General features: G+C 69.7%; 19 protein-coding genes. 7 read left to right on the forward strand and 12 right to left on the reverse strand.

The window, feature by feature from the left end; genetic code table 11:
• The first annotated feature begins 117 nt into the window (after nt 1–117).
• Nucleotides 118–1,689, forward strand: a complete 1,572-nt coding sequence (locus tag NKG98_RS12085) for a Na+/H+ antiporter NhaC family protein (RefSeq protein ID WP_254766172.1) — start codon at nt 118–120, stop codon at nt 1,687–1,689.
• The gene (locus NKG98_RS12090; RefSeq protein ID WP_254766173.1) at nt 1,686–1,961 is read left to right on the forward strand and encodes a DUF7513 family protein; all 276 of its coding nucleotides are present in this window, start codon (nt 1,686–1,688) and stop codon (nt 1,959–1,961) included. Before NKG98_RS12085 ends, NKG98_RS12090 begins: the two co-directional genes overlap by 4 nt.
• Nucleotides 1,962–2,170: 209 nt before the next feature.
• Here NKG98_RS12090 and NKG98_RS12095 read toward each other — a convergent pair whose 3' ends face one another.
• Nucleotides 2,171–2,452, reverse strand: coding sequence for a hypothetical protein (locus tag NKG98_RS12095; protein ID WP_254766174.1), 282 nt, complete (start codon nt 2,450–2,452; stop codon nt 2,171–2,173).
• Nucleotides 2,453–2,676: 224 nt separating this feature from the next.
• Between NKG98_RS12095 and NKG98_RS12100 the strand changes: the two genes are divergently transcribed.
• Nucleotides 2,677–2,961: a GYD domain-containing protein gene (locus NKG98_RS12100; protein ID WP_254766175.1), complete on the forward strand. Its 285-nt coding sequence runs from the start codon at nt 2,677–2,679 to the stop codon at nt 2,959–2,961.
• A 158-nt stretch (nt 2,962–3,119) separates the two neighbouring features.
• On the opposite strand, the gene NKG98_RS12105 is transcribed toward NKG98_RS12100, so the two are convergent.
• From NKG98_RS12105 to NKG98_RS12130, 6 genes are all read right to left on the reverse strand, one after another.
• Nucleotides 3,120–4,232 carry a pyridoxal-phosphate-dependent aminotransferase family protein gene (locus tag NKG98_RS12105; RefSeq protein ID WP_254766176.1) on the reverse strand — a complete coding sequence of 371 codons (1,113 nt, stop codon included), beginning with the start codon at nt 4,230–4,232 and terminating at the stop codon, nt 3,120–3,122.
• Nucleotides 4,233–4,622: 390 nt separating this feature from the next.
• On the reverse strand, nt 4,623–5,657 hold the full coding sequence (locus tag NKG98_RS12110; RefSeq protein WP_254766177.1) for a DMT family transporter: 1,035 nt from the start codon (nt 5,655–5,657) through the stop codon (nt 4,623–4,625).
• A 215-nt stretch (nt 5,658–5,872) separates the two neighbouring features.
• Nucleotides 5,873–6,493 (reverse strand): cupredoxin domain-containing protein, encoded by a 621-nt coding sequence (locus NKG98_RS12115; RefSeq protein ID WP_254766178.1) that lies wholly within the window; start codon nt 6,491–6,493, stop codon nt 5,873–5,875.
• Nucleotides 6,494–6,644: 151 nt separating this feature from the next.
• A complete protein-coding gene (locus tag NKG98_RS12120; protein WP_254766179.1) occupies nt 6,645–6,869 on the reverse strand; it encodes a hypothetical protein in 225 nt (74 codons plus the stop codon).
• Nucleotides 6,870–6,926: 57 nt separating this feature from the next.
• On the reverse strand, nt 6,927–8,156 hold the full coding sequence (locus tag NKG98_RS12125) for an MFS transporter (RefSeq protein WP_254766180.1): 1,230 nt from the start codon (nt 8,154–8,156) through the stop codon (nt 6,927–6,929).
• Nucleotides 8,157–8,179: 23 nt separating this feature from the next.
• On the reverse strand, nt 8,180–9,493 hold the full coding sequence (locus NKG98_RS12130; protein ID WP_254766181.1) for a glycosyltransferase 87 family protein: 1,314 nt from the start codon (nt 9,491–9,493) through the stop codon (nt 8,180–8,182).
• A 128-nt stretch (nt 9,494–9,621) separates the two neighbouring features.
• Between NKG98_RS12130 and NKG98_RS12135 the strand changes: the two genes are divergently transcribed.
• Nucleotides 9,622–10,962 (forward strand): O-acetylhomoserine aminocarboxypropyltransferase/cysteine synthase family protein, encoded by a 1,341-nt coding sequence (locus NKG98_RS12135; protein WP_254766182.1) that lies wholly within the window; start codon nt 9,622–9,624, stop codon nt 10,960–10,962.
• A 248-nt stretch (nt 10,963–11,210) separates the two neighbouring features.
• Here the strand turns inward: NKG98_RS12135 and NKG98_RS12140 are convergent, their stop codons facing one another.
• Genes NKG98_RS12140 through NKG98_RS12150 form a run of 3 tightly spaced genes read right to left on the reverse strand, consistent with a single transcriptional unit; the run spans nt 11,211 to nt 12,322 of the window.
• Entirely contained in the window at nt 11,211–11,660 is a 450-nt protein-coding gene (locus NKG98_RS12140) for a hypothetical protein (protein WP_254766183.1), read from the reverse strand.
• A gap of 35 nt (nt 11,661–11,695) precedes the next feature.
• On the reverse strand, nt 11,696–12,046 hold the full coding sequence (locus tag NKG98_RS12145) for a hypothetical protein (RefSeq protein WP_254766184.1): 351 nt from the start codon (nt 12,044–12,046) through the stop codon (nt 11,696–11,698).
• Between the two features lie 33 nt (nt 12,047–12,079).
• Nucleotides 12,080–12,322 carry a hypothetical protein gene (locus NKG98_RS12150; RefSeq protein ID WP_254766185.1) on the reverse strand — a complete coding sequence of 81 codons (243 nt, stop codon included), beginning with the start codon at nt 12,320–12,322 and terminating at the stop codon, nt 12,080–12,082.
• Nucleotides 12,323–12,727: 405 nt separating this feature from the next.
• Between NKG98_RS12150 and metX the strand changes: the two genes are divergently transcribed.
• Both metX and NKG98_RS12160 read left to right on the forward strand, forming a co-directional pair.
• Entirely contained in the window at nt 12,728–13,981 is a 1,254-nt protein-coding gene (metX, locus tag NKG98_RS12155) for a homoserine O-acetyltransferase MetX (protein WP_425504342.1), read from the forward strand.
• Between the two features lie 92 nt (nt 13,982–14,073).
• Nucleotides 14,074–15,135 (forward strand): DUF7978 family protein, encoded by a 1,062-nt coding sequence (locus tag NKG98_RS12160; RefSeq protein WP_254766187.1) that lies wholly within the window; start codon nt 14,074–14,076, stop codon nt 15,133–15,135.
• Between the two features lie 31 nt (nt 15,136–15,166).
• On the opposite strand, the gene NKG98_RS12165 is transcribed toward NKG98_RS12160, so the two are convergent.
• Nucleotides 15,167–15,589 carry a hypothetical protein gene (locus NKG98_RS12165; protein WP_254766188.1) on the reverse strand — a complete coding sequence of 141 codons (423 nt, stop codon included), beginning with the start codon at nt 15,587–15,589 and terminating at the stop codon, nt 15,167–15,169.
• 134 nt (nt 15,590–15,723) lie between these two features.
• Nucleotides 15,724–16,368 carry a phosphoserine phosphatase SerB gene (gene serB / locus NKG98_RS12170; RefSeq protein WP_254766189.1) on the reverse strand — a complete coding sequence of 215 codons (645 nt, stop codon included), beginning with the start codon at nt 16,366–16,368 and terminating at the stop codon, nt 15,724–15,726.
• 134 nt (nt 16,369–16,502) lie between these two features.
• On the opposite strand from serB, the gene NKG98_RS12175 reads away from it, so the two are divergent.
• Nucleotides 16,503–17,399: an EamA family transporter gene (locus tag NKG98_RS12175; RefSeq protein ID WP_254766190.1), complete on the forward strand. Its 897-nt coding sequence runs from the start codon at nt 16,503–16,505 to the stop codon at nt 17,397–17,399.
• The last annotated feature ends 5 nt before the right edge of the window (nt 17,400–17,404 follow it).

Here is a 17,404-nt window from a genome sequence, read left to right on the forward strand (position 1 = left end):
ATTCGCCGACGACCGAGTTCTCCCGCTGTCGACCGATCCGGAAGCGACGGGACCGGGCGCCGACGGACCTCCGTGAACTATATTGCGGATAGGTAACGACGTACACGCGGTGATGGAATGTCAGGCAGGGACGATCCGCCGAGCGAAGACGACCTAGCCGAGCAAGGACTGATCGAGGCGACCGACGGCGGCGCCGACATCACGTTCTACGGCGGCCGCGGGATGAGCGCACTCCCGATCGCGTTCTTCGTCGTCTGGGCGATCGTGCAGACGGCGCTGTTGCGCATCTCCAGCGAAGAAGGGCTCGTCCTCGGGATCCTCCTCGGGCTCATCCTCGGGATGTTCTTCGTCCGCGGCTCCTGGAAGGGGTACGCGAACACCATCTTCGAGGGGATGACCCAGCCCGTGGCCGTGACGGCGATCGTCGCGTGGGTCTGGGCAGGGATGTTCGCCGAGACGCTGCAGGCCGGCGGCTTCGTCGAGGGGCTCGTCTGGCTGGCCGACGTCACGGGCGTCGGCTCGGGGCTGTTCCCGGCGCTGACGTTCGTGCTGGCGGCGCTGCTCGCGACCGGCATCGGCACGGGCTACGGGACGACGATCGCGTTCGTCGCCCTGTTTTTCCCGGCGGGCGTGTTGCTGGGGGCGAACCCCGTGTTGCTGTTCGGCGCGATCCTCTCGGGCGCGATCTTCGGCGACAACCTCGCGCCCGTCAGCGACACGACGATCGTCAGCGCCGTCACGCAGGACTCCGACATCGGCGGCGTCGTCGCCTCCCGGTTCAAGTACGCGATCGTCGCCGCGGCGATCGCGTTCGCCGGCTACGTCGTCGCCAGTTCCGTCCTGCCGGGCGCCGCGATCGCCAACGGCGGCGAGGCCCGACAGATCTTCGTCCAGGAGAGCCGGCCGGCCGGGCTGGTCCACCTGCTCTCGATGGGCGTCGTCATCGTGACGGCCGTCGCCGGCCGGCACATCGTCGAGGCGATCTCGTGGGGGATCGTCGTCGCCGTGGTGGCGAACCTCGTCCTCGGACTCGCGCCCGCGAGCGCCATGGTCCGCTTCGAGGCCCCCGCCGACGCCCCCGCGGCGGACCTGCTCGCGGGACTGCCGATCGTCGAGATCGTCCCCGAGGATCCGACCGTCGGCGGCAGCCTCGTCGAGGGCGCCGCCGGCTTCTTCACGCTGTCGATCCTCGTGCTGTTCATCATCGCGGCCGCACAGATCATGATCCGCGGCGGCGCGTTCCAGGCGATCCTCGACTGGTCGCTCGACAACCTCGCGACGAACGTCCGCAACGCCGAACTCACGATGGTCGGCTCGGCCGCGCTGATCAACGCGGCGATCACGATCAACACCGCCGCCGAGGTAGCGATCGGCCCCTACATCTCGAAGGTCGGCGAGCGGTTCAACATCAACGGCTACCGGCGCGCGAACATCCTGGACGCCCAGACGGCCGCGCTCGGCTACATCTTCCCGTGGTCGGGCGGCGTGCTGGTGGGCTACTCGGCGATGCAGGAACTGCCGGGGACGTACGAGTGGTTCGAAGCGTCGATGGTCGTCAACCCGATCGACGTCGTCCCGTACGTCTTCCACGGCTGGCTGCTGGTGGCGGTGTTCGTCCTCGCGGCGATCACCGGCTTCGGCCGCGAGTACGTCATCGACCGCGAGACCGAGGAGGTGGCCCGGGTATGAGCGTCCTCGAGAAGTTCCTCAGCGGCTGGCACTTCCGGACGACGAAACCGTCGCTCACCCCCGGCTCCGACGTGAACGTCTTCGTCTCGGAGTTCAGCGCCGATGGCGTCGGCATCGCCCGCGTCGGCGACACCGTGCTGTACGTCGAGGGCGCAGAGCCCGAACACGCCGAAAAGCGCGTCAAAGTCCGCGTCACCGAGTTCGACGAGTCGGACGCCGTGGGCCGCGGCGAGTACGTCGAAATCGTCGGCGAGAGCTCCTACACCGGCTGATCGCCGCGGACGGGTATCGTACCGAATTCAGCGGTCGAGTCCGGCACGACGACGTCGTTGCACCCCGAAACCGGTGAGCCACCCCCGGTAAATCCGCGAACCGAACGTTGGCACTCTTATCGGCTCCCGACATCATCGGTCGCGTCGTGCTGAACGGCGGGCACGAGGGGAGCGTCAACCGCTGTAGGGCGGCGTGGATTTCTACCCGGTCAGGCCACTGGTATATGATCGGCCCGGAGTCGTGCCTCTTCTTCTGCCTCTTCGGCCCGTAGCCGCGCCTCTTCCTCCGTCTCTTCGGCCCGTAGCCGCGCCTCTTCTTCTGCCTCTTCGGCCCGGAGTCGTGCCTCGTCCTCCGTTGTTCCTGCGCTGGCGCTGCTGACGCCCAGCGTGAGTAACCCAGCGACACCCGTCCCGAAGAGCACGGTTCGGCGCGTTGCTCGCATCGATTCGGATTCCGAGTCCGCCGTTGTACGTTGTGACTCCGTGGTCATGGCTACTACCTCCCTCGAGCGTTGCACGGCACTGCTGCAACGGCTCACGTTCTCGCACACCGGCACCCCACATAAAACGGGAATGAGACTCGTCTCCACCCTCACGGCCGGACGACAGTGTGGACTGGTGACGGATGCTGTACGACCATCGCCACCCGGGGGAGACGACCGGCTACACACAGCAGAAGGGGTTTATGCCACCCGACGGTGGACGAGCCGACGCGATGCCAACGTACATCACGCTGTTGAACTGGACGCAAAAGGGGATCGAGAACGTCGAAGACAGCCTCGATCGAGACGAAGCCGGGGCCGAAGTAGTCGAGTCACAGGGGGGAGAGATCAAAGACGTATACTACACGATGGGAGCGTACGACAACGTCGTGATCTCCGAATTTCCCGACGACGAAAGTTACGCGAAGGCCATACTGAAAGTCGAAAGCGACGGGTACGTCACTGGTCAAACGCTCAAAGCCCTCCCCGAAGGGATCATCGGGGAGTTCCCCGAATAGCGTCGCCCTGCACTGTTCGAGGGTTGCTCGCCACCGACGGTTCACCCGACGAGCCGTCGTCGACTCCGTGATCCGGGCAACTCCGGGTACCACGACGCGATGCGACCGAGTCGGGCGGCCGGTTCACGACGGGTTTCGATCGGCACGCGACCGTCCGATCACAACCCGGCGACGTCCTCGATGGCGTCGGTCAGCGCCTCGATCGACTCGACGTCGTGTTCGCCCATGTGGCCGATGCGGAACGTCTTCTCGCCGAGCGCGGAGCCGTAGCCGTTCGAGAAGACCATGTCGTACTCCTCGCTCACGGCGTCGATGGTCGCGGCGACGTCGATCCCCTGGGTGTTCTCGATGCAACTGACCGTCTGGGACTCGTAGCCCGCCTCCGGGAACGTGTCGAAGTGTTCGCGGGCCCACTCGCGGGTGTACTCGGCCATCTCCCGGTGGCGCGCGTCCCGGGCCTCGTGGCCCTCTTCGAGCATGTACTTCATCTGCTTGCGGTAGGCGAGCATGATCGGGATCGCCGGCGTGGAGTGGGTCTGTCCCTTCCGCTCGTAGTAGTCGATCGTCCGCTGGAAGCCGCCGTACCACGACGCCGACTCTCTCTCGAGTTCGCGCTCGTAGGCGTCGTCGCTGACGACACACACCGCGAGCCCCGGCGGCATGGCGAAGGCCTTCTGCGTGGACGCGAAGATGACGTCGATGCCGTGTTCGTCGATGTCGACGTAGTCGCCGCCCAGCGCCGAGACGGCGTCGACGACGAAGTACGTGTCCGGGTACTCCGCGACGACGTCGCCGATCTCCTCGACGGGATTGCGGACGCCGGTCGAACTCTCGTTCATCACGGTCGCGACGACGTCGTAGTGTTTGTCGCTCGATTCGAGGGCCTCGCGGACGTCCTCGGGCTTGATCGCCTGCCCCCACTCGTACTCCAGCCGATCGACGTCCTTGCCCAGTCGCTCGGCCACGTTGGCGTGGCGCTCGCTGAAGCTCCCGCAGGTCGGGACGAGGATGTTCTCGTCGACGAGGTTGAGCGTCGAGGCCTCCCAGAACTCGGTGCCCGACGCCGTGAGGATGACGACCTCGTTGTCGGTGCCGAGGAACTCCTTCGTGTCCTCGACGATCGTCGTGTAGAGGTCCGTCATCCGGTCCATCCGGTGGCCGAACATCGGTTGGCTCATCTCCTCGATGACGTCCTCGCGCACTTCGGTCGGGCCCGGGATGTACAGCGTCTTGTCGGGGTAGTCGTCCCTGTATTCGCGTTTCTCGGTCACGTAACCACCTGAGTGGCGCCTACTGGGTGGCGAGACCGTATGGTACTTGTGATAGCGACACGTTCGGCGGCCGGCCCTGCGTCGGCGCCCGCCTGCCGGCCCAGTAGTCGAGGGCGGTCCGGCGACGGGCCACGAGCGCCGCGACCCCAGGAGGGCAAGCGACCCGACGAGCAGGCTCGCGGCGTGTTGCGAGAAGGCGCCGTACACGAACAGCGTCCCGACGCCGACGACCGACCCGTCGACGGCGGCGAGCGCGAGGCGAACGCCGGCGTCGAGGGCGCCGACCGCGCCGTCGCACTCCGGACGCGGGGATCCACGTCTGCGTCCATCCGTCGACACGTCAGCCGGCGAGAAGGTAGCTCCCGTGTCCGCGTCGCTCCGGGCGGCGACTCAGTCGGCCGAACCCGGACTCGTCCCCGTGTTCGCGTTCGTCCCGCGGCGCTCGGCCGCCTCGTCCGGGACGTAGACGTTGCCGTCGACGGCGACCTCGTCGTTCGCGGCCGGCTGGCGGCTCGGACCGGCGTCCGTCACGGACGCGGCGAGGCGCCAGAGCGCCTCGATCTTGCACAGCGCGAAGCCCAGCAGGATCAGCGCGAAACCGGCGACCGTCGCGAGCGTGATCGACTCGCCGAGCGCCGCCCAGCCGACCAGCGTCGCGACGACGGGCACGGCGTAGTTGACGAGGCTGAGTTCGGTCGCGCCGATGTGCTCCAGCAACACGAAGTACGCGAAGAAGCCGCCGCCGGTGGCGACGACCGCGAGGTACGCGAGCGCGGCGAAGGCGGCCGGCGCGGGGTCGACCGCCGCGAGCGACTCGCCGGGGTGGGCGACGCTCAGGGCGTGCAGGACGGCCGCACCGCCGGCCATCGACCACGCCTGCAGCGAGACGATCGGGAGCGTCCCCCGGAACCGCTCGGTCAGGACCGTCCCGAGCGCGAACGAGGCCGCGGAGGCGAACAGCAGCGCGACGCCGATCGCCCGGCCGTCGAGCGAACCGCCCTGAACGGCGATGACGACGACGCCGAGCAGCCCCGCGAGGAGGCCGACGGCCGCCGGCGCGCGGATCCGCTGGCGGGGGAGCAACGCGAGCGCGAGCAGCGGCGTCACGATCGGCGTCAGGCTGAGGACGATCGCGGAGACGCTGCTCGAAACGTACGACTGGCCGAGAAACAGCAGCGCGAAGTGTGCGCCGACGACGAGGACGGCCCCGACGGCGATCAGCGCCCAGTCCTCGCGCGTCCGCGGGCGCCACGGCGACCCGAGGGCGACGACCGCGCCCGCGAACAGCAGGGCCGCGACGTCGAACCGGAGAGCGGCGAAGAGGATCGGCGGCAGCGACGCCAGGCCGACCTCGATCGCCGCGAACGACGTCCCCCAGGCGAACGCGAGCGCGACGAAGAGCAGGATATCTCTGTTTACGTTCATATCTATTCGGGAGGAGCTTGCGCCACTTCTATGTTGCTATTCGACACCTATAGGGGCCGAAACGCCGAAATCCCCGGAGGAGTGTTAACACACATCTATCACAAATTATCCTATGTTAATAAATATCATGACACGTTCCAGCGGGTCGCGATCATCGGCGGCCGGACGGCTGGCGCGGCGGTTCGGACGCGGAAAAGACGCTCCGTCGCGACCGGTTACTGGACCTCGATGTCGCCCACCATCGTCGTCTGGTGGGGGATGCAGACGTACTGGGCCATCTCCGAGGTGACGTCGAACTCGAGGGTCTGGGTCTCGCCCTCCTGGTCTACGATCTCGGTCTCGTAGTCCTCGACGACCTCGCCGTTGTCGTCCCAGATGGCGATGTTGTGGCCGGCGCCGTCGCCGTTCTCCCAGGTTATCTCGTACGTCTCGCCCTCGGTGAGCGTCAGCGTCGGGTTCTCCTCGTCGGCGATCTGTTCGGGTTCCATCCCGACCCAGTTCTCGGTGAGCGCTTCGAGCATGATCTCGCCGGGTTCGATGACGTCGCCGGCGGCGCCGTCACCCTCCTCGGTTTCGTTACCGTCGGTCTCGTTGTCTTCCGTCTCGTTGTCCTCGGTCTCGTTATCTCCCGTCTCGTTGTCTTCCGTCTCGTTGTCCTCGGTCTCGTTATCTCCCGTCTCGTTCTCGTCGGTCTCGTTGTCCTCGCCGTCACCGGGGCCGCCCCCGTCTCCGTCGCCGTCGCCGCCGTCCGTACAGCCGGCGAGAGCGGCGGTTACCGTTGCGATACCTGTGTACCTGAGTACTCTCCGTCGAGAAAACGTGTCGTCTCGTGGCATAACCGTCGGTGGAAGCCTTGGCTAGACGGGAGCATAAGCCACTGGCCGTCATTTGCGCGGATATAAGTCCCGAGACCCGCGAATTCGCGTGAATAGCTGACAGTCAGTCGTCCGGGAACGTCGTCGTTTCCGGACCGTCGTGGACCCGACGTCACCCCCCGGACGCGTCGTCGCCCGTCCCGTTCCCCTCGTCCACGGCGGATTCGTTTCCCTCGGCGAACTCCTCGCCCTCCTCGCGGTCCTGGCCGTCGCCGGTGCCCTCCTCTGACTCCGTCTCGTCGTCCCCGCCGGGGCCGCCACAGCCGGCCACCAGCGCGAGCGCCGCCGCGGGGGCCGTCCGCCGGAGCAGCCGTCGTCGGGTGTGCGGGTCGGTCATCGGCCGTGGTTGGCCGCGGGCGCGGAAAAGCCGACGGGCGACGCTCGCGTGCACGCGTCAGGCGTCGCCCTCGTCGAGCGAGAAGCGGCTCCGGCGGTCGATCGACAGCCGCAGGAACGCGGGGACGGCCACCACCGCGACGGCGACTTCGAGGCCGCCGACGACGAGGAACGCGAGGTCGTACCCCCGGGCGCCGGCGACGACCCCGCCGACGAGGAAGCCACCGAGGAAGCCGAGGCTCCCGGCGAGGTTGAAGCCGGCCATGGCGACGCCGCGCTCGCTTTCGGCGGCGAGGTCGGTGACAAGCGCCATCGTCGCGGGGGCGACAAGCGCCCCGAGGACGCCGACGGCGGCCATCGCGAGCGCCGCGAGCGCGACCGTCGGCGCCGCGCCGACGGCGAGGATGCCGGCGCCGTAGCAGACCGAACCGGCGACGATCGGCACCGTCCGGCCGATCCGGTCCGAGAGGACGCCCATCGGGAACTGCAACAGCGCGAACGGGGCGAAAAAACACGCCAGCAGCAACCCCGTCGTCGCCGCGTCGACGTCGAACGTCGCCTGAAAGTACAGCGTCCCGACGAGGGCGAAGAAGCCGGCGGTCATCCGGTCGACGAAGCCGAACGCGAAGGGGATCGACAGCGCCGGCCGCCGCCGGACACTCGCGAGGACCTCCCGCGCGCGCCGCCGGCCCTCGGGGGCACGGTCGGGGACCCGCGAGACGAGCGCGCCGACGAGCGCCAGCAGACAGGCGGCGGCGACCAGCGGCGCGAGCGGGTCGAACGTCGTCAACCGCCCGCCGACGGGTGCGCCGAGGGCGGCACCCAGCCCGATGGCGATGCCGGCCGCGCCCATGTTCCGGCCGTGGCCGCCCTCTAAGTCCATCAGCATCGTGATCGTCAGCGAGAACGCGCCGACGGTCATCGCCCCCTGGAGGAACCGCAGCGCGAGGACGCCCTCGAACGGGATCGACGGGACCGACGGCGCGAGCGCGAGCGCGAGGTAGCCCGCCGCCCCCGCGAGCGCGCCGGCGACGACGAACGGCGTCCGCCGACCGGCCGCGTCGCTGGCGATCCCCCAGACGCCGACGAAGGCGACGTAGCCGGCGAACTCGGCGACGAGAAACCACATGCTCGCCGACAGCGGGGTCGCCGCGAACGCCGAGGTCGCGGCGTCGGCGCCGAGGGCGGCGACGAGGTCGGCCACGCCGGGGTAGAGCAGCAGTTGCGAGAACAGCGCCGCGAAGACGAGCGCGGCGAGGACGAGCCGATCCCGGTCCGTCGAGTGCACGCCGGGAGGTTCGTTCTACGGGCCTATGAAGCCGACCGTTCCGGCCCGCGGTCCTCCCGCGTGGCCGGTTCGCGGTCGGGGCGGCGGACCCGCCGGTAGCGGTGGACGACGCAACCGGTGAGCATGCACAGACAGCCCGCGAGCACCGGCGTCGAGAGCGCGAGCGCCGGCATCGCGACCGCGACCAGCGGCTCGCCGACGTCGGGCAGCGCCGCGGCGAGCGACTCCAGCGATCCGCCGTTGACGACGACGTTCGCCAGCAGCGCGCCGGCGACGAGCAGCCGCCGGGCGGACCGGTCCGAGACGAGGTACAGCGTCGGCACCAGAGTGCCAAAGAGGAACACGTAGTACAGCGGGTAGGAGGGGAAGTAGACGAAGATCGCCAGCAGCGTCGCGTGGGCGCCGACGAGCCGGTCGACGGGGGTCTCGACGTCGGTGTAGACGTACGCGAGCGCGGGGAGGAGGACGACGGCGGCGAGGACGGAGAGCGGTCCCGGATCGATCGATGGGAGGAGCACCGAGAGCGGCCGGCGGACCGTGACGTACGTGGCCCCGGGGTCGAGGCCGCCGACGAACGCCTCGGAGTCGGTACGGGGCAACAGCGCGTCGAAGACGTACGTCCGGGTCGCCTCGCGGCCGAAGACGAGCGCGCCGAGGCCGAGTCCCCCGAGGCCAGTCGCGAGCGCGCCCGCGACGGCCCGGCCCGCACGCAGGCGGAGCAGCCAGACGCCGATCGCCGCCGGGAAGACCTTCAACAGCGCGGCGCCCGCGAGCGCGACGCCGGCGAGGGTCTCGCGGTCGAGTCGCCCCTCGCGGCGGGCGTCGACGGGGGCGAGCAGCGCCAGCCCGAGCGCGACCAGCAGCGCCATCCGGAGGTTGACCTGACCGTAGAACAGCGAGGGGACGGTGTGGATCGAACCGACGACGAAGCCCGCGATCAGGGCGCGGTCGACCGTCGCGAGCGGCCGGCGGCGCTCGATCCGGCGGACGATCACCGCGGCGAGCGCGAGGCCGGCGCCGACTTCGAGGGCGAGGTGGACCGCGAACCCGGTCCAGAGGCCGACGAACGCGAAAGGGAGAAACTGGACGACCGTGATCGGCGGGTAGAGATAGAAGAAGTGCGGGAACTCCGCGGGCGCGACGGCGTAGAAGTCCGCCCCCGCGAGGGCGGCCTCGGCCGCGACGCGGTACACCGCGAAGTTCGCGGCGAGCATGTGCGGGCGTTCGACCGAGCGGTACGCGAACATGAGGACGCCGAGGAAGACGCCGCTCGCGAGGACCGCGCGCGCTCCCGTCACCGACGGGAGGCCGTCCGGGTCGTCGTCGCGCCGGGTCACGGCCGAGGCTCGTCGTCGGATCCTATCAGCGTACCGATTTTTCCTTCGCCGGCGCCCGAACGAGGGGCAACGACGGTATTTGCCGTTACTGACGCGCATAAGTCCGTGGCGAAGTATGCGTACAGAACATGAGCGACGACCCGACCCCGCCGCCCGGCTTCGCCACCCGGAGCGTCCACGCGGGCGCCGACCCGGACCCGGCGACGGGCGCGGCCGCGCCGCCGATCCACCAGACCACCTCCTACGTCTTCGAGAGCGCCGACGTCGCGGCCGAGCGCTACGCGCTGGAGCGGGACGGCCACATCTACTCGCGGATCAGCAACCCGACGGTCGAGGCCCTAGAGGAGCGACTGGCGGCACTCGAAGGCGGGACCGGCGCGGTCGCGACCGCCAGCGGGATGGCCGCGCTCGACTCGCTGACGCTCGTGCTCGCGAAGGCGGGCGAGAACGTCGTCTGTTCGACGGACACCTACGGCGGGACGACGGCCTACTTCGCGAAGACGGCCTCGCGGCGGGAGATCGAGACGCGGTTCGTCCCGACGCTGGAGTACGACGCCTACGCGGCGGCCATCGACGAGGACACCGCGTTCGTCCACGTCGAGACGATCGGCAACCCGTCGCTCGTCACCCCGGACTTCGAGCGACTGGCCGGGATCGCCCACGAGAACGACGTCCCGCTCGTGGTCGACAACACGTTCGCGACGCCGGCGCTCTGCCGGCCGCTGGAGCACGGCGCGGACGTCGTCTGGGAGTCGACGACGAAGTGGCTCCACGGCTCCGGGGCGACCGTCGGCGGCGTCCTCGTCGACGGCGGCGACTTCCCGTGGGACGAGGCGGGCTACGAGGAGATCGCCGGACAGAACGACGCCTACCACGACGTCGACTTCTCGCGGGACTTCCCCGAGGCGCCGCTGGCCGCCGCCGCCCGCTTCCGGTCGGTCCGCAGCCTCGGCAACCAGCAGTCGCCGTTCGACGCCTGGAACACCCTGCAGGGGCTCGAGTCGCTGCCGCTGCGGATGGCGAAACACTGCGAGAACGCCGCGATCGTCGCCGACTACCTCGACGACCACCCCAACGTGGCGTGGGTCTCGTACCCGGGTCTGGAGTCCCATCCGACCCACGAGGCGGCCTCGCGGTATCTCGCCGGTGAGCCGAGCGGAGCGAGGCGATCCTCGACGGACGTTCCGTCCGTCGTAGGGTACGGCGGGATGATCGCGTTCGGCCTCGAAGGCGGCTACGAGGCCGGGAAGACCTTCTGCGAGAGCGTCGACCTCGCGTCGTTCCTCGCGAACGTCGGCGACGCGAAGACGCTCGTCATCCACCCCGCGAGCACGACCCACGGCCAGCTAACGCCCGAGGAGCAAGCGGAGGCGGGCGTCACGCCGGATCTGGTCCGGCTCTCGGTCGGCATCGAGGACCCCGCGGACCTGCTCGCGGACCTCGAGCGGGCGATCGAACGGGCGACGTAGCCGGAGTCCGGACCCCGCGTCGCTCGTCGACGGGGACTGCCGGTTCCCGCCGCCCGGTCGGGACGTCACGCGACGGAGGCGGCGTACGCCGTTCCCGGAACGACCGCGAAGACGACGAGCGAGAGCGCCGTCCCGCGCGACGGGACCCCGAATCCCGTCCCGGAGCCGTCGTACCGGCTCAGCCACGGCGAACGCGTCGTCGAGGACGACGCAGCCGTGAGGTCACGTTGCTCTTCGAGACCGTCTGCTTACGGTTTCGGGGGAAGCCCCTCGTTACACTCGCGGTACGCTGTCACCAGCCAGCCGTCCTCGTCGTCGTACACCGCCACCGCGAGTTCGGTCTCGATCTCGTTGTCGCACGGCGATTCGGTCGCGCTGTACGTCAGCGTGGTCGGAAAGGCGGAACACTCCACCTCGACCGGAAGCCCGTTCCCGCCGGGGTACGTTTCGGAAATCGTTCCGATTTCCAGGTTGCAGATCTCCGACCTGTTACGATCGTATCCGTGGACGCGGACGTCGTGGAACGTTGCCAAATCGTCGGGGCCCTGGTGTTGTTTTTGGAGTTCGAACGTGACCGTCCAGGCGTCCTCCGTTTCTTCGACTCGGATCTCTCCGAACGAGAGTTCTCTCCACGGGCCTCGATCGGGTTGGCCGCACCCGGCGAGCAGCGATGCTACCGCACTCCCGAACGCGCCCATCAGTTCCCGCCGTCGCAGCGATCGGATCACGGTCGTCACCGGTCGCGTGATGGTACGTCTTCGAAATCGATCGTACTCAGCTCTTCGAGACTAAACGCTAACCTCGGCGTCGGGCCGGTACCGAGGTCGTTCGCCGTTCCGGCTCTCATGATGCTCCATCTCGGATTGGGGCCGTTCGCGTACTCGGGCGTCTCGTCCGGTTCGAAGTTATTGCCGTTGATGTCGCCGCTGTAGACCTCCATGCCCTTCGGGACCACGCCGATTCCCGCGACCTCGATCGCCGTGTCGTCGGCCCACCCGACGCCGAGGACGTGACCGGCCTCGTGCATCGTCACCGATTGTAATCCGTGAACGTCCGACGAACTGAACCTGTCGGCGGCGATCATCGCCCCCACTCATTTTCGATCCACGTCGCTCGTTCAGTCCCCGGTGCGCCGTTGTTGAACGCGATCCGAGCGCCCCGTCGATGTCACTGCCGAGCGCATCGTCGACCGGCGTTCCCGGAGACTGCGCTTTGAGGTTCGATCCCAGTAGAGGTGCAGTGCTTCGTCGTCATCGTGGTACTCGTCTTCGATGATGCCGAGTTCCCAGCGATTCGCGTCGTCGCTCGCAATCGTCTCCAAACAGCCCGTAGAGCCGGTGTGGAGGCCCGAATCGAGCATCGACGCCGGATCGTCCCCGCGAGGGCGTTGTACTTGCAAATCGCCTCGAGTTCGTCGACGTCGCTCTCGTCGTCGACGACGATTTCCACGTCGAGGTCGTACGGTCTGAAGTTTCGCTCGGCAACCGATCGCGATGGCCGCTGGTTTCGATCGCATTGGTGTCATCACAGGCTACATATTGAAAATTCTTACTGTAGTGTGTGCATACAGTTTCGGAACGAAAGTTCGCCTCGGGACCGCGAACGGCGTCCGCGCCCCGCGCACCGACCGAGAAGCGAGCGAATCTTGCCGTAACTGAGAGTTATTAGACCATTCAAGAATATGCACGACATACATGACACGCGACGGAGCGGCGGCCGCGTCGGGGCGAGGGCCGTGCCGCGGGATGCCGGCGAGGTGGACACCGTGAGCACGACGCGCGACGTCGTCGACCTCGGGGAGTTTACGTTCGAGTGCGGGGAGTCGATCCCGCGACTCGAGGTCGCCTACGAGACCTACGGCGAGTTCGACGGGAGCAACGCCGTCCTCGTCTGTCACGCCCTCACGGGCAGCGCCCACGTCGCGCGCCGGCCGGACGCGGGCGACGGGACGGCCGGCCAGGCCCGCGCGTGGTGGGGCGACGTCGTCGGCCCCGGGAAGGCCATCGACACGACCGAGTACTACGTGGTCTGTGCGAACGTCCCCGGTTCCTGCTACGGGACGACGGGGCCCGCAAGCGAGAACCCCGAGACGGGCGAACCCTACGGCACCGACTTCCCGCCCGTGACCGTCGGCGACTGGACCCGCGCCCAGCGGCGCCTGCTGGACGAACTCGGCGTCGGGCGCCTGCGCGCGGTCGTCGGCGGGAGCGTCGGCGGGATGAACGTCTTGGACTGGCTGCGCCGGTACCCCGACGACCTCGAACGTGCGGCCGCCATCGCGGCCGCCCCACGGCTGGACGCCCAGTGTCTCGCGCTCGACGCCGTCGCCCGGCGGGCGATCACGAGCGACCCGAACTGGAACGGCGGCCACTACTACGGCGTCTCCGAGAGCGAAGCGAGCGGTGGCTCGTCGGAGTCCGGCGGCGGCCCCGAACCCGACGAGGGACTGGCCCGCGCGCGCCAGATCGGTCACGTCATGTACCTCTCGAAGGCGTCGATGGGCCGGAAGTTCGGCCGGCGGGCCGCCGGCCGCGAGGCCGTCCGGGACGAACCGCCGGACCCCGCCGCCGCATTCTTCCCCTACCGCGAGGTCGAGTCGTACCTCGACTATCAGGCCGAGCGCTTCGTCGACCGGTTCGACGCGAACAGCTACCTCTACCTGACGCGGGCGATGGACGACTTCGACCTCTCGGCCGGCTACGAGTCCGACGCCGACGCGCTCGCGGCGTTCGAGGGCGAACTCCTCGCGCTCTCCTTTACCGGCGACTGGCACTTCACCGTCGAGCAGTCGGAAGCGCTCGCGGAGGCGGGCCGCGAGGCGGGCGCCGATGTCGCCCACCACGTCGTCGACTCCGACCACGGCCACGACGCGTTCCTCGTCGAACCCGAGAAGGTCGGACCGCCGCTGTCGGCGCTGCTCGACGCCGGGTTGGCGGGCCGGGCGATCACCGATACGGGACCGGAGGAACCCGAACGGGAGACGTTCGCGCCGGTCCACACCAGCCTCTTTGGCAACTGACGCGACCGCCGACGCGGGCCGGCCGAGGAGATCCTTACTATCCATCTAACAACTCCCGGAATTTATAATACATGAGTGTTTGATGTACGAGCATGGAAAATGCAATTAGAGTCGACGACGACGAGCGGGTGACGGTCGACTCGAACGACGACGACGAGGAGGCCCCGGCCGAGGAGACGGATCGGTCGGTCGTCCTGCGGGTTCGCGAGTCCGCGTCGAGCACGCTGGACGACGTTTCGGAGCGAGTCCCGGATCGAACGACCGCGACGCGGGTCCGGGAGTCCACGCGGCGCCGCCTCGACGGCGTCTCCGGGAAGGTACCGGGCCGGGCGACGGCTGCGCGGTTCCGGGAGGCGGCGTCGGGCGCGCTCGGTACCGTCTCCGGCGGGCTACCGGACCGAACGACGGCCGCGCGGGTCCGCGAATCCGCGCGGGCCCGCCTCGACGGCGTCGCCGCCGGCACGTCGGCCCGCGCGGAAGCGACGGGGGAGCGGGGCCGGGCGTCGGCGGCGCGATGGCGGGAGGCCGCGGCGCGGTATCGGACGGCCGCGGCGCGTCGCGTCGGCGCCCTGCCGCTCGCAGAGGGGTTCGTCTTCGGCGCCGGGGCGTTCCTGTTCGGCTACGTCCTGACGGTCGTGGCGACGGCGAGCGCCCGCGCGGGCGCCGCCGGGGCGAGCGAGGCGCCGGCCGTCCCGACGCACGCGGCGTGGTCGTACCTGGCCGCGCTCGGCGTCGGCCTCGAACGCGGGGGCGAGACGGTGTCCGTCGCCGAGGCGGCGGGCACGACGACGGGGGTCGTTCCGGCGATAGGCCTCGTGGCGGTCGGCGTCGCCGCCGCCGCGGGCTACCTGCTCGCCGAGTACGCCGGCGCCGACGACGCGGCGAGCGCGGTCGAGGCGTCCGCGCTGGTCGCCGCCGGCTACGTCGCGTTCGCGCCGGGTCTGGCGCTGCTCGCGACGCGGATGCCCGGAGGCGCGACGGTCGTGCCCGCCGTCGTCGACGCGGTGGTCTACGCGGGCGTCCTCGTCCCGGCGGCGTTCGGCGTCGTCGGCGGCCTCGCCGCCGCGTGGCCCGACCCGGCCGACCGGGTCGTCGACCTGACCCACCGGATCGTCGGCCGGACCCGCCGAGCCGTCGCGCGGGTGACCGACTGACGCTCGCGGCCGCCGCGGCCGGACTCCGGCGTCAGTCGCCGGCGACGCCGGGCGCGTCGACGGCCTCGCGGTCGCGGGGCGACGTCGGCGGGGCCGCCGCCTCGGCCGTCACGTACTGGTCGGCGACCGACGCGGGGTCGCGGCGTCGCTCGACCACGCGACGGACGTCCCGGGCGAGCAGTCGGAGGTCCTCGCGACGGGTGAGCGTCCCGGCGCCGGTGCCGGGAGAGCGGAAAAGCGCGATTAACGCCCACATGCTGCCGGCCGAGAGCGCCCCGGCCGCCGAGAACGTCATGTCGAGCGTGGTGAAGGTGACCGCGTAGGCGCCGCCGACGGTCATCGACGGCAGACTCGTGCCGAGCGGAACGCGCGCCGACGAGTCCCGCAGCGTGGGAGCGAGGAAGACGATCGAGAGGCCGCTGCCGAGCATGAACACGAGGTCTTGCCACATCACGAACGATTGGAACTCGGTCGCGAGTAAAAACTCCGTTGGTTTCAAAAACCGAACGTTGTATTAAAATTCGTCGGGCGGCGAGAGTCGCCCGCGGGAGAGCGTCGCGCGTCGCGAGACGACGGGCGCGGGGCCGCTCAGGCCCGTTCGAGGACGCCCTCGGCGAGTAACCGGTCGCGTACCCCGGCCATCGAGTCGACGACCACGTCACAGTGGGGGGAAACGGCCGGTTTCGGGTCGAAGCCGATCGCCAGCCCCGCGACCCGGAGCATCGGCAGGTCGTTCGCCCCGTCGCCGACGGCGACGGTCCCCTCGACCGGGACGCCCGTCTCGGCCGCGAGGTCTTCGAGCGCCGTATCCTTCGTCCCCTCGATCAGCGGCCCCTCGACCTCGCCGGTGAGTTCGCCGTCGACGACCGGCAGGCGGTTCGAGACGATCCGGTCGACGGCGACCCCCTCGCGGTCGAGGGCGGCCGCGACGCCGCGCTCGAAGCCGCCGGTCAGGATCGCCGTCGTGACCCCCGCCGCGTTCAGGTCCCGGAGCAGGTCGGCGGCGCCCTCGCGGAGTTCGACGTCCGCGTAGGCGTCCTCGGCGTCGGCCTCCGGGAGCCCTTCGAGCAGGGCCGCCCGCGAGCGCAGGCTCTCTGCGTACCCGATCTCGTCGTTCATCGCCCGCTCGGTGATCTCGGCCATGTCGGCGGCGACGCCACAGCGCTCGCCGAGCAGCACGGTCATCTCGGAGTCCGACAGCGTCCCGTCGAAGTCGAAGGCGACGAGTGTCATGGCTGGCCGTTGCGACCGGGCGGATAAACCAGTTCAGGTTCGCACAGTCGCCGCCGGCACAGACACCGCAACCGTCTTCCCCGCCGAAACGAACTGTCGGAAGTGAGCGGAACGGACGCCGGGGTGACCGAGGGGTGACGAGCGCGCCGGTCGAGGTGATCGCGTTCGCGCTGGTGCCGGCGATCCTCTGGGGGTTCACGCCGATCCTCGACAAGCGCGGGATGGCCGCCGGCGGCACCTCGCTGCAGGCGTCGCTCGTGCTCGTCTGCGTCGACTCGACGCTGTACTGGATCCTCATCGCGACGCTCCGTGGCGGGTCGGCGTTCTCGGGGCTGACGACGGAGGCGCTCGCGGCGTTCGTCTTCGCGGGGGCCATCGGCTCCTCGATCGGCCGGATCGTCATCTTCGTCGGCGTCGACCGCGTCGGCGCGAGCCTCAACAGCGCGATCCTGAGTTCGCGGCCGCTGTTCGCGACGCTGATCGCGCTCGTCTGGCTGGGCGAACCGCTGGGGCCGGTGACGGCCGTCGGCGTGGTCGTCCTCGTCGCCGGCCTCGCGACGCTGGCGGTCTCGAAGGGCGGCGACCTCGGCGGCTGGGAGCCCCGCGACCTCGTCTGGCCGATCCTCGCGGCCGCCTTCTTCGCCCTCGCGAACGTCGCCCGGCGCTACGGGCTGACCGGCGCCTCCGTCTCGGCGCTCGAAGCGGTGGCGATCAACGAGACTACGGGGCTGGCCGTCCTCGTCGGCTACCTCGCGGTCACCCGCGGCCGGGACGCCCTCCGGGTGCCACGGGAGAGTTACACCTACTTCGCCGGCAGCGGCCTGCTGACGACCGTCGCGATGGTCGCGCTGATGACCGCGCTGGGCCTCGAAGACGGCCGGATCGCCCTCGTCGACCCGCTCGTGGCGACCGCGCCGCTTTTCACCGTCGTCTTCGCGGCGGTCCTCCTGCGGGACGTCGAGCGGGTCACGCGGGGCGTCGTCGCCGGCGCGGCGCTGATCGTCGTCGGCGCCGCGCTGATCACGCTGTGAGTCGT

The sequence above is a fragment of the Salinilacihabitans rarus genome (assembly GCF_024296665.1).
Classification (GTDB): domain Archaea; phylum Halobacteriota; class Halobacteria; order Halobacteriales; family Natrialbaceae; genus Salinilacihabitans; species Salinilacihabitans rarus.

Coding starts and splice junctions, on each gene's coding strand:
- NKG98_RS12085 (WP_254766172.1), top strand. CDS start 118: ATGTCAGGCAGGGACGATCCGCCGAGCGAAGACGACCTAGCCGAGCAA.
- NKG98_RS12100 (WP_254766175.1), top strand. CDS start 2,677: ATGCCAACGTACATCACGCTGTTGAACTGGACGCAAAAGGGGATCGAG.
- NKG98_RS12135 (WP_254766182.1), top strand. CDS start 9,622: ATGAGCGACGACCCGACCCCGCCGCCCGGCTTCGCCACCCGGAGCGTC.
- NKG98_RS12110 (WP_254766177.1), bottom strand. CDS start 5,657: ATGAACGTAAACAGAGATATCCTGCTCTTCGTCGCGCTCGCGTTCGCC.
- NKG98_RS12160 (WP_254766187.1), top strand. CDS start 14,074: ATGGAAAATGCAATTAGAGTCGACGACGACGAGCGGGTGACGGTCGAC.
- NKG98_RS12150 (WP_254766185.1), bottom strand. CDS start 12,322: ATGCTCGATTCGGGCCTCCACACCGGCTCTACGGGCTGTTTGGAGACG.
- NKG98_RS12140 (WP_254766183.1), bottom strand. CDS start 11,660: ATGGGCGCGTTCGGGAGTGCGGTAGCATCGCTGCTCGCCGGGTGCGGC.
- NKG98_RS12090 (WP_254766173.1), top strand. CDS start 1,686: ATGAGCGTCCTCGAGAAGTTCCTCAGCGGCTGGCACTTCCGGACGACG.
- serB (WP_254766189.1), bottom strand. CDS start 16,368: ATGACACTCGTCGCCTTCGACTTCGACGGGACGCTGTCGGACTCCGAG.
- NKG98_RS12095 (WP_254766174.1), bottom strand. CDS start 2,452: ATGACCACGGAGTCACAACGTACAACGGCGGACTCGGAATCCGAATCG.
- NKG98_RS12115 (WP_254766178.1), bottom strand. CDS start 6,493: ATGCCACGAGACGACACGTTTTCTCGACGGAGAGTACTCAGGTACACA.
- NKG98_RS12120 (WP_254766179.1), bottom strand. CDS start 6,869: ATGACCGACCCGCACACCCGACGACGGCTGCTCCGGCGGACGGCCCCC.
- NKG98_RS12145 (WP_254766184.1), bottom strand. CDS start 12,046: ATGATCGCCGCCGACAGGTTCAGTTCGTCGGACGTTCACGGATTACAA.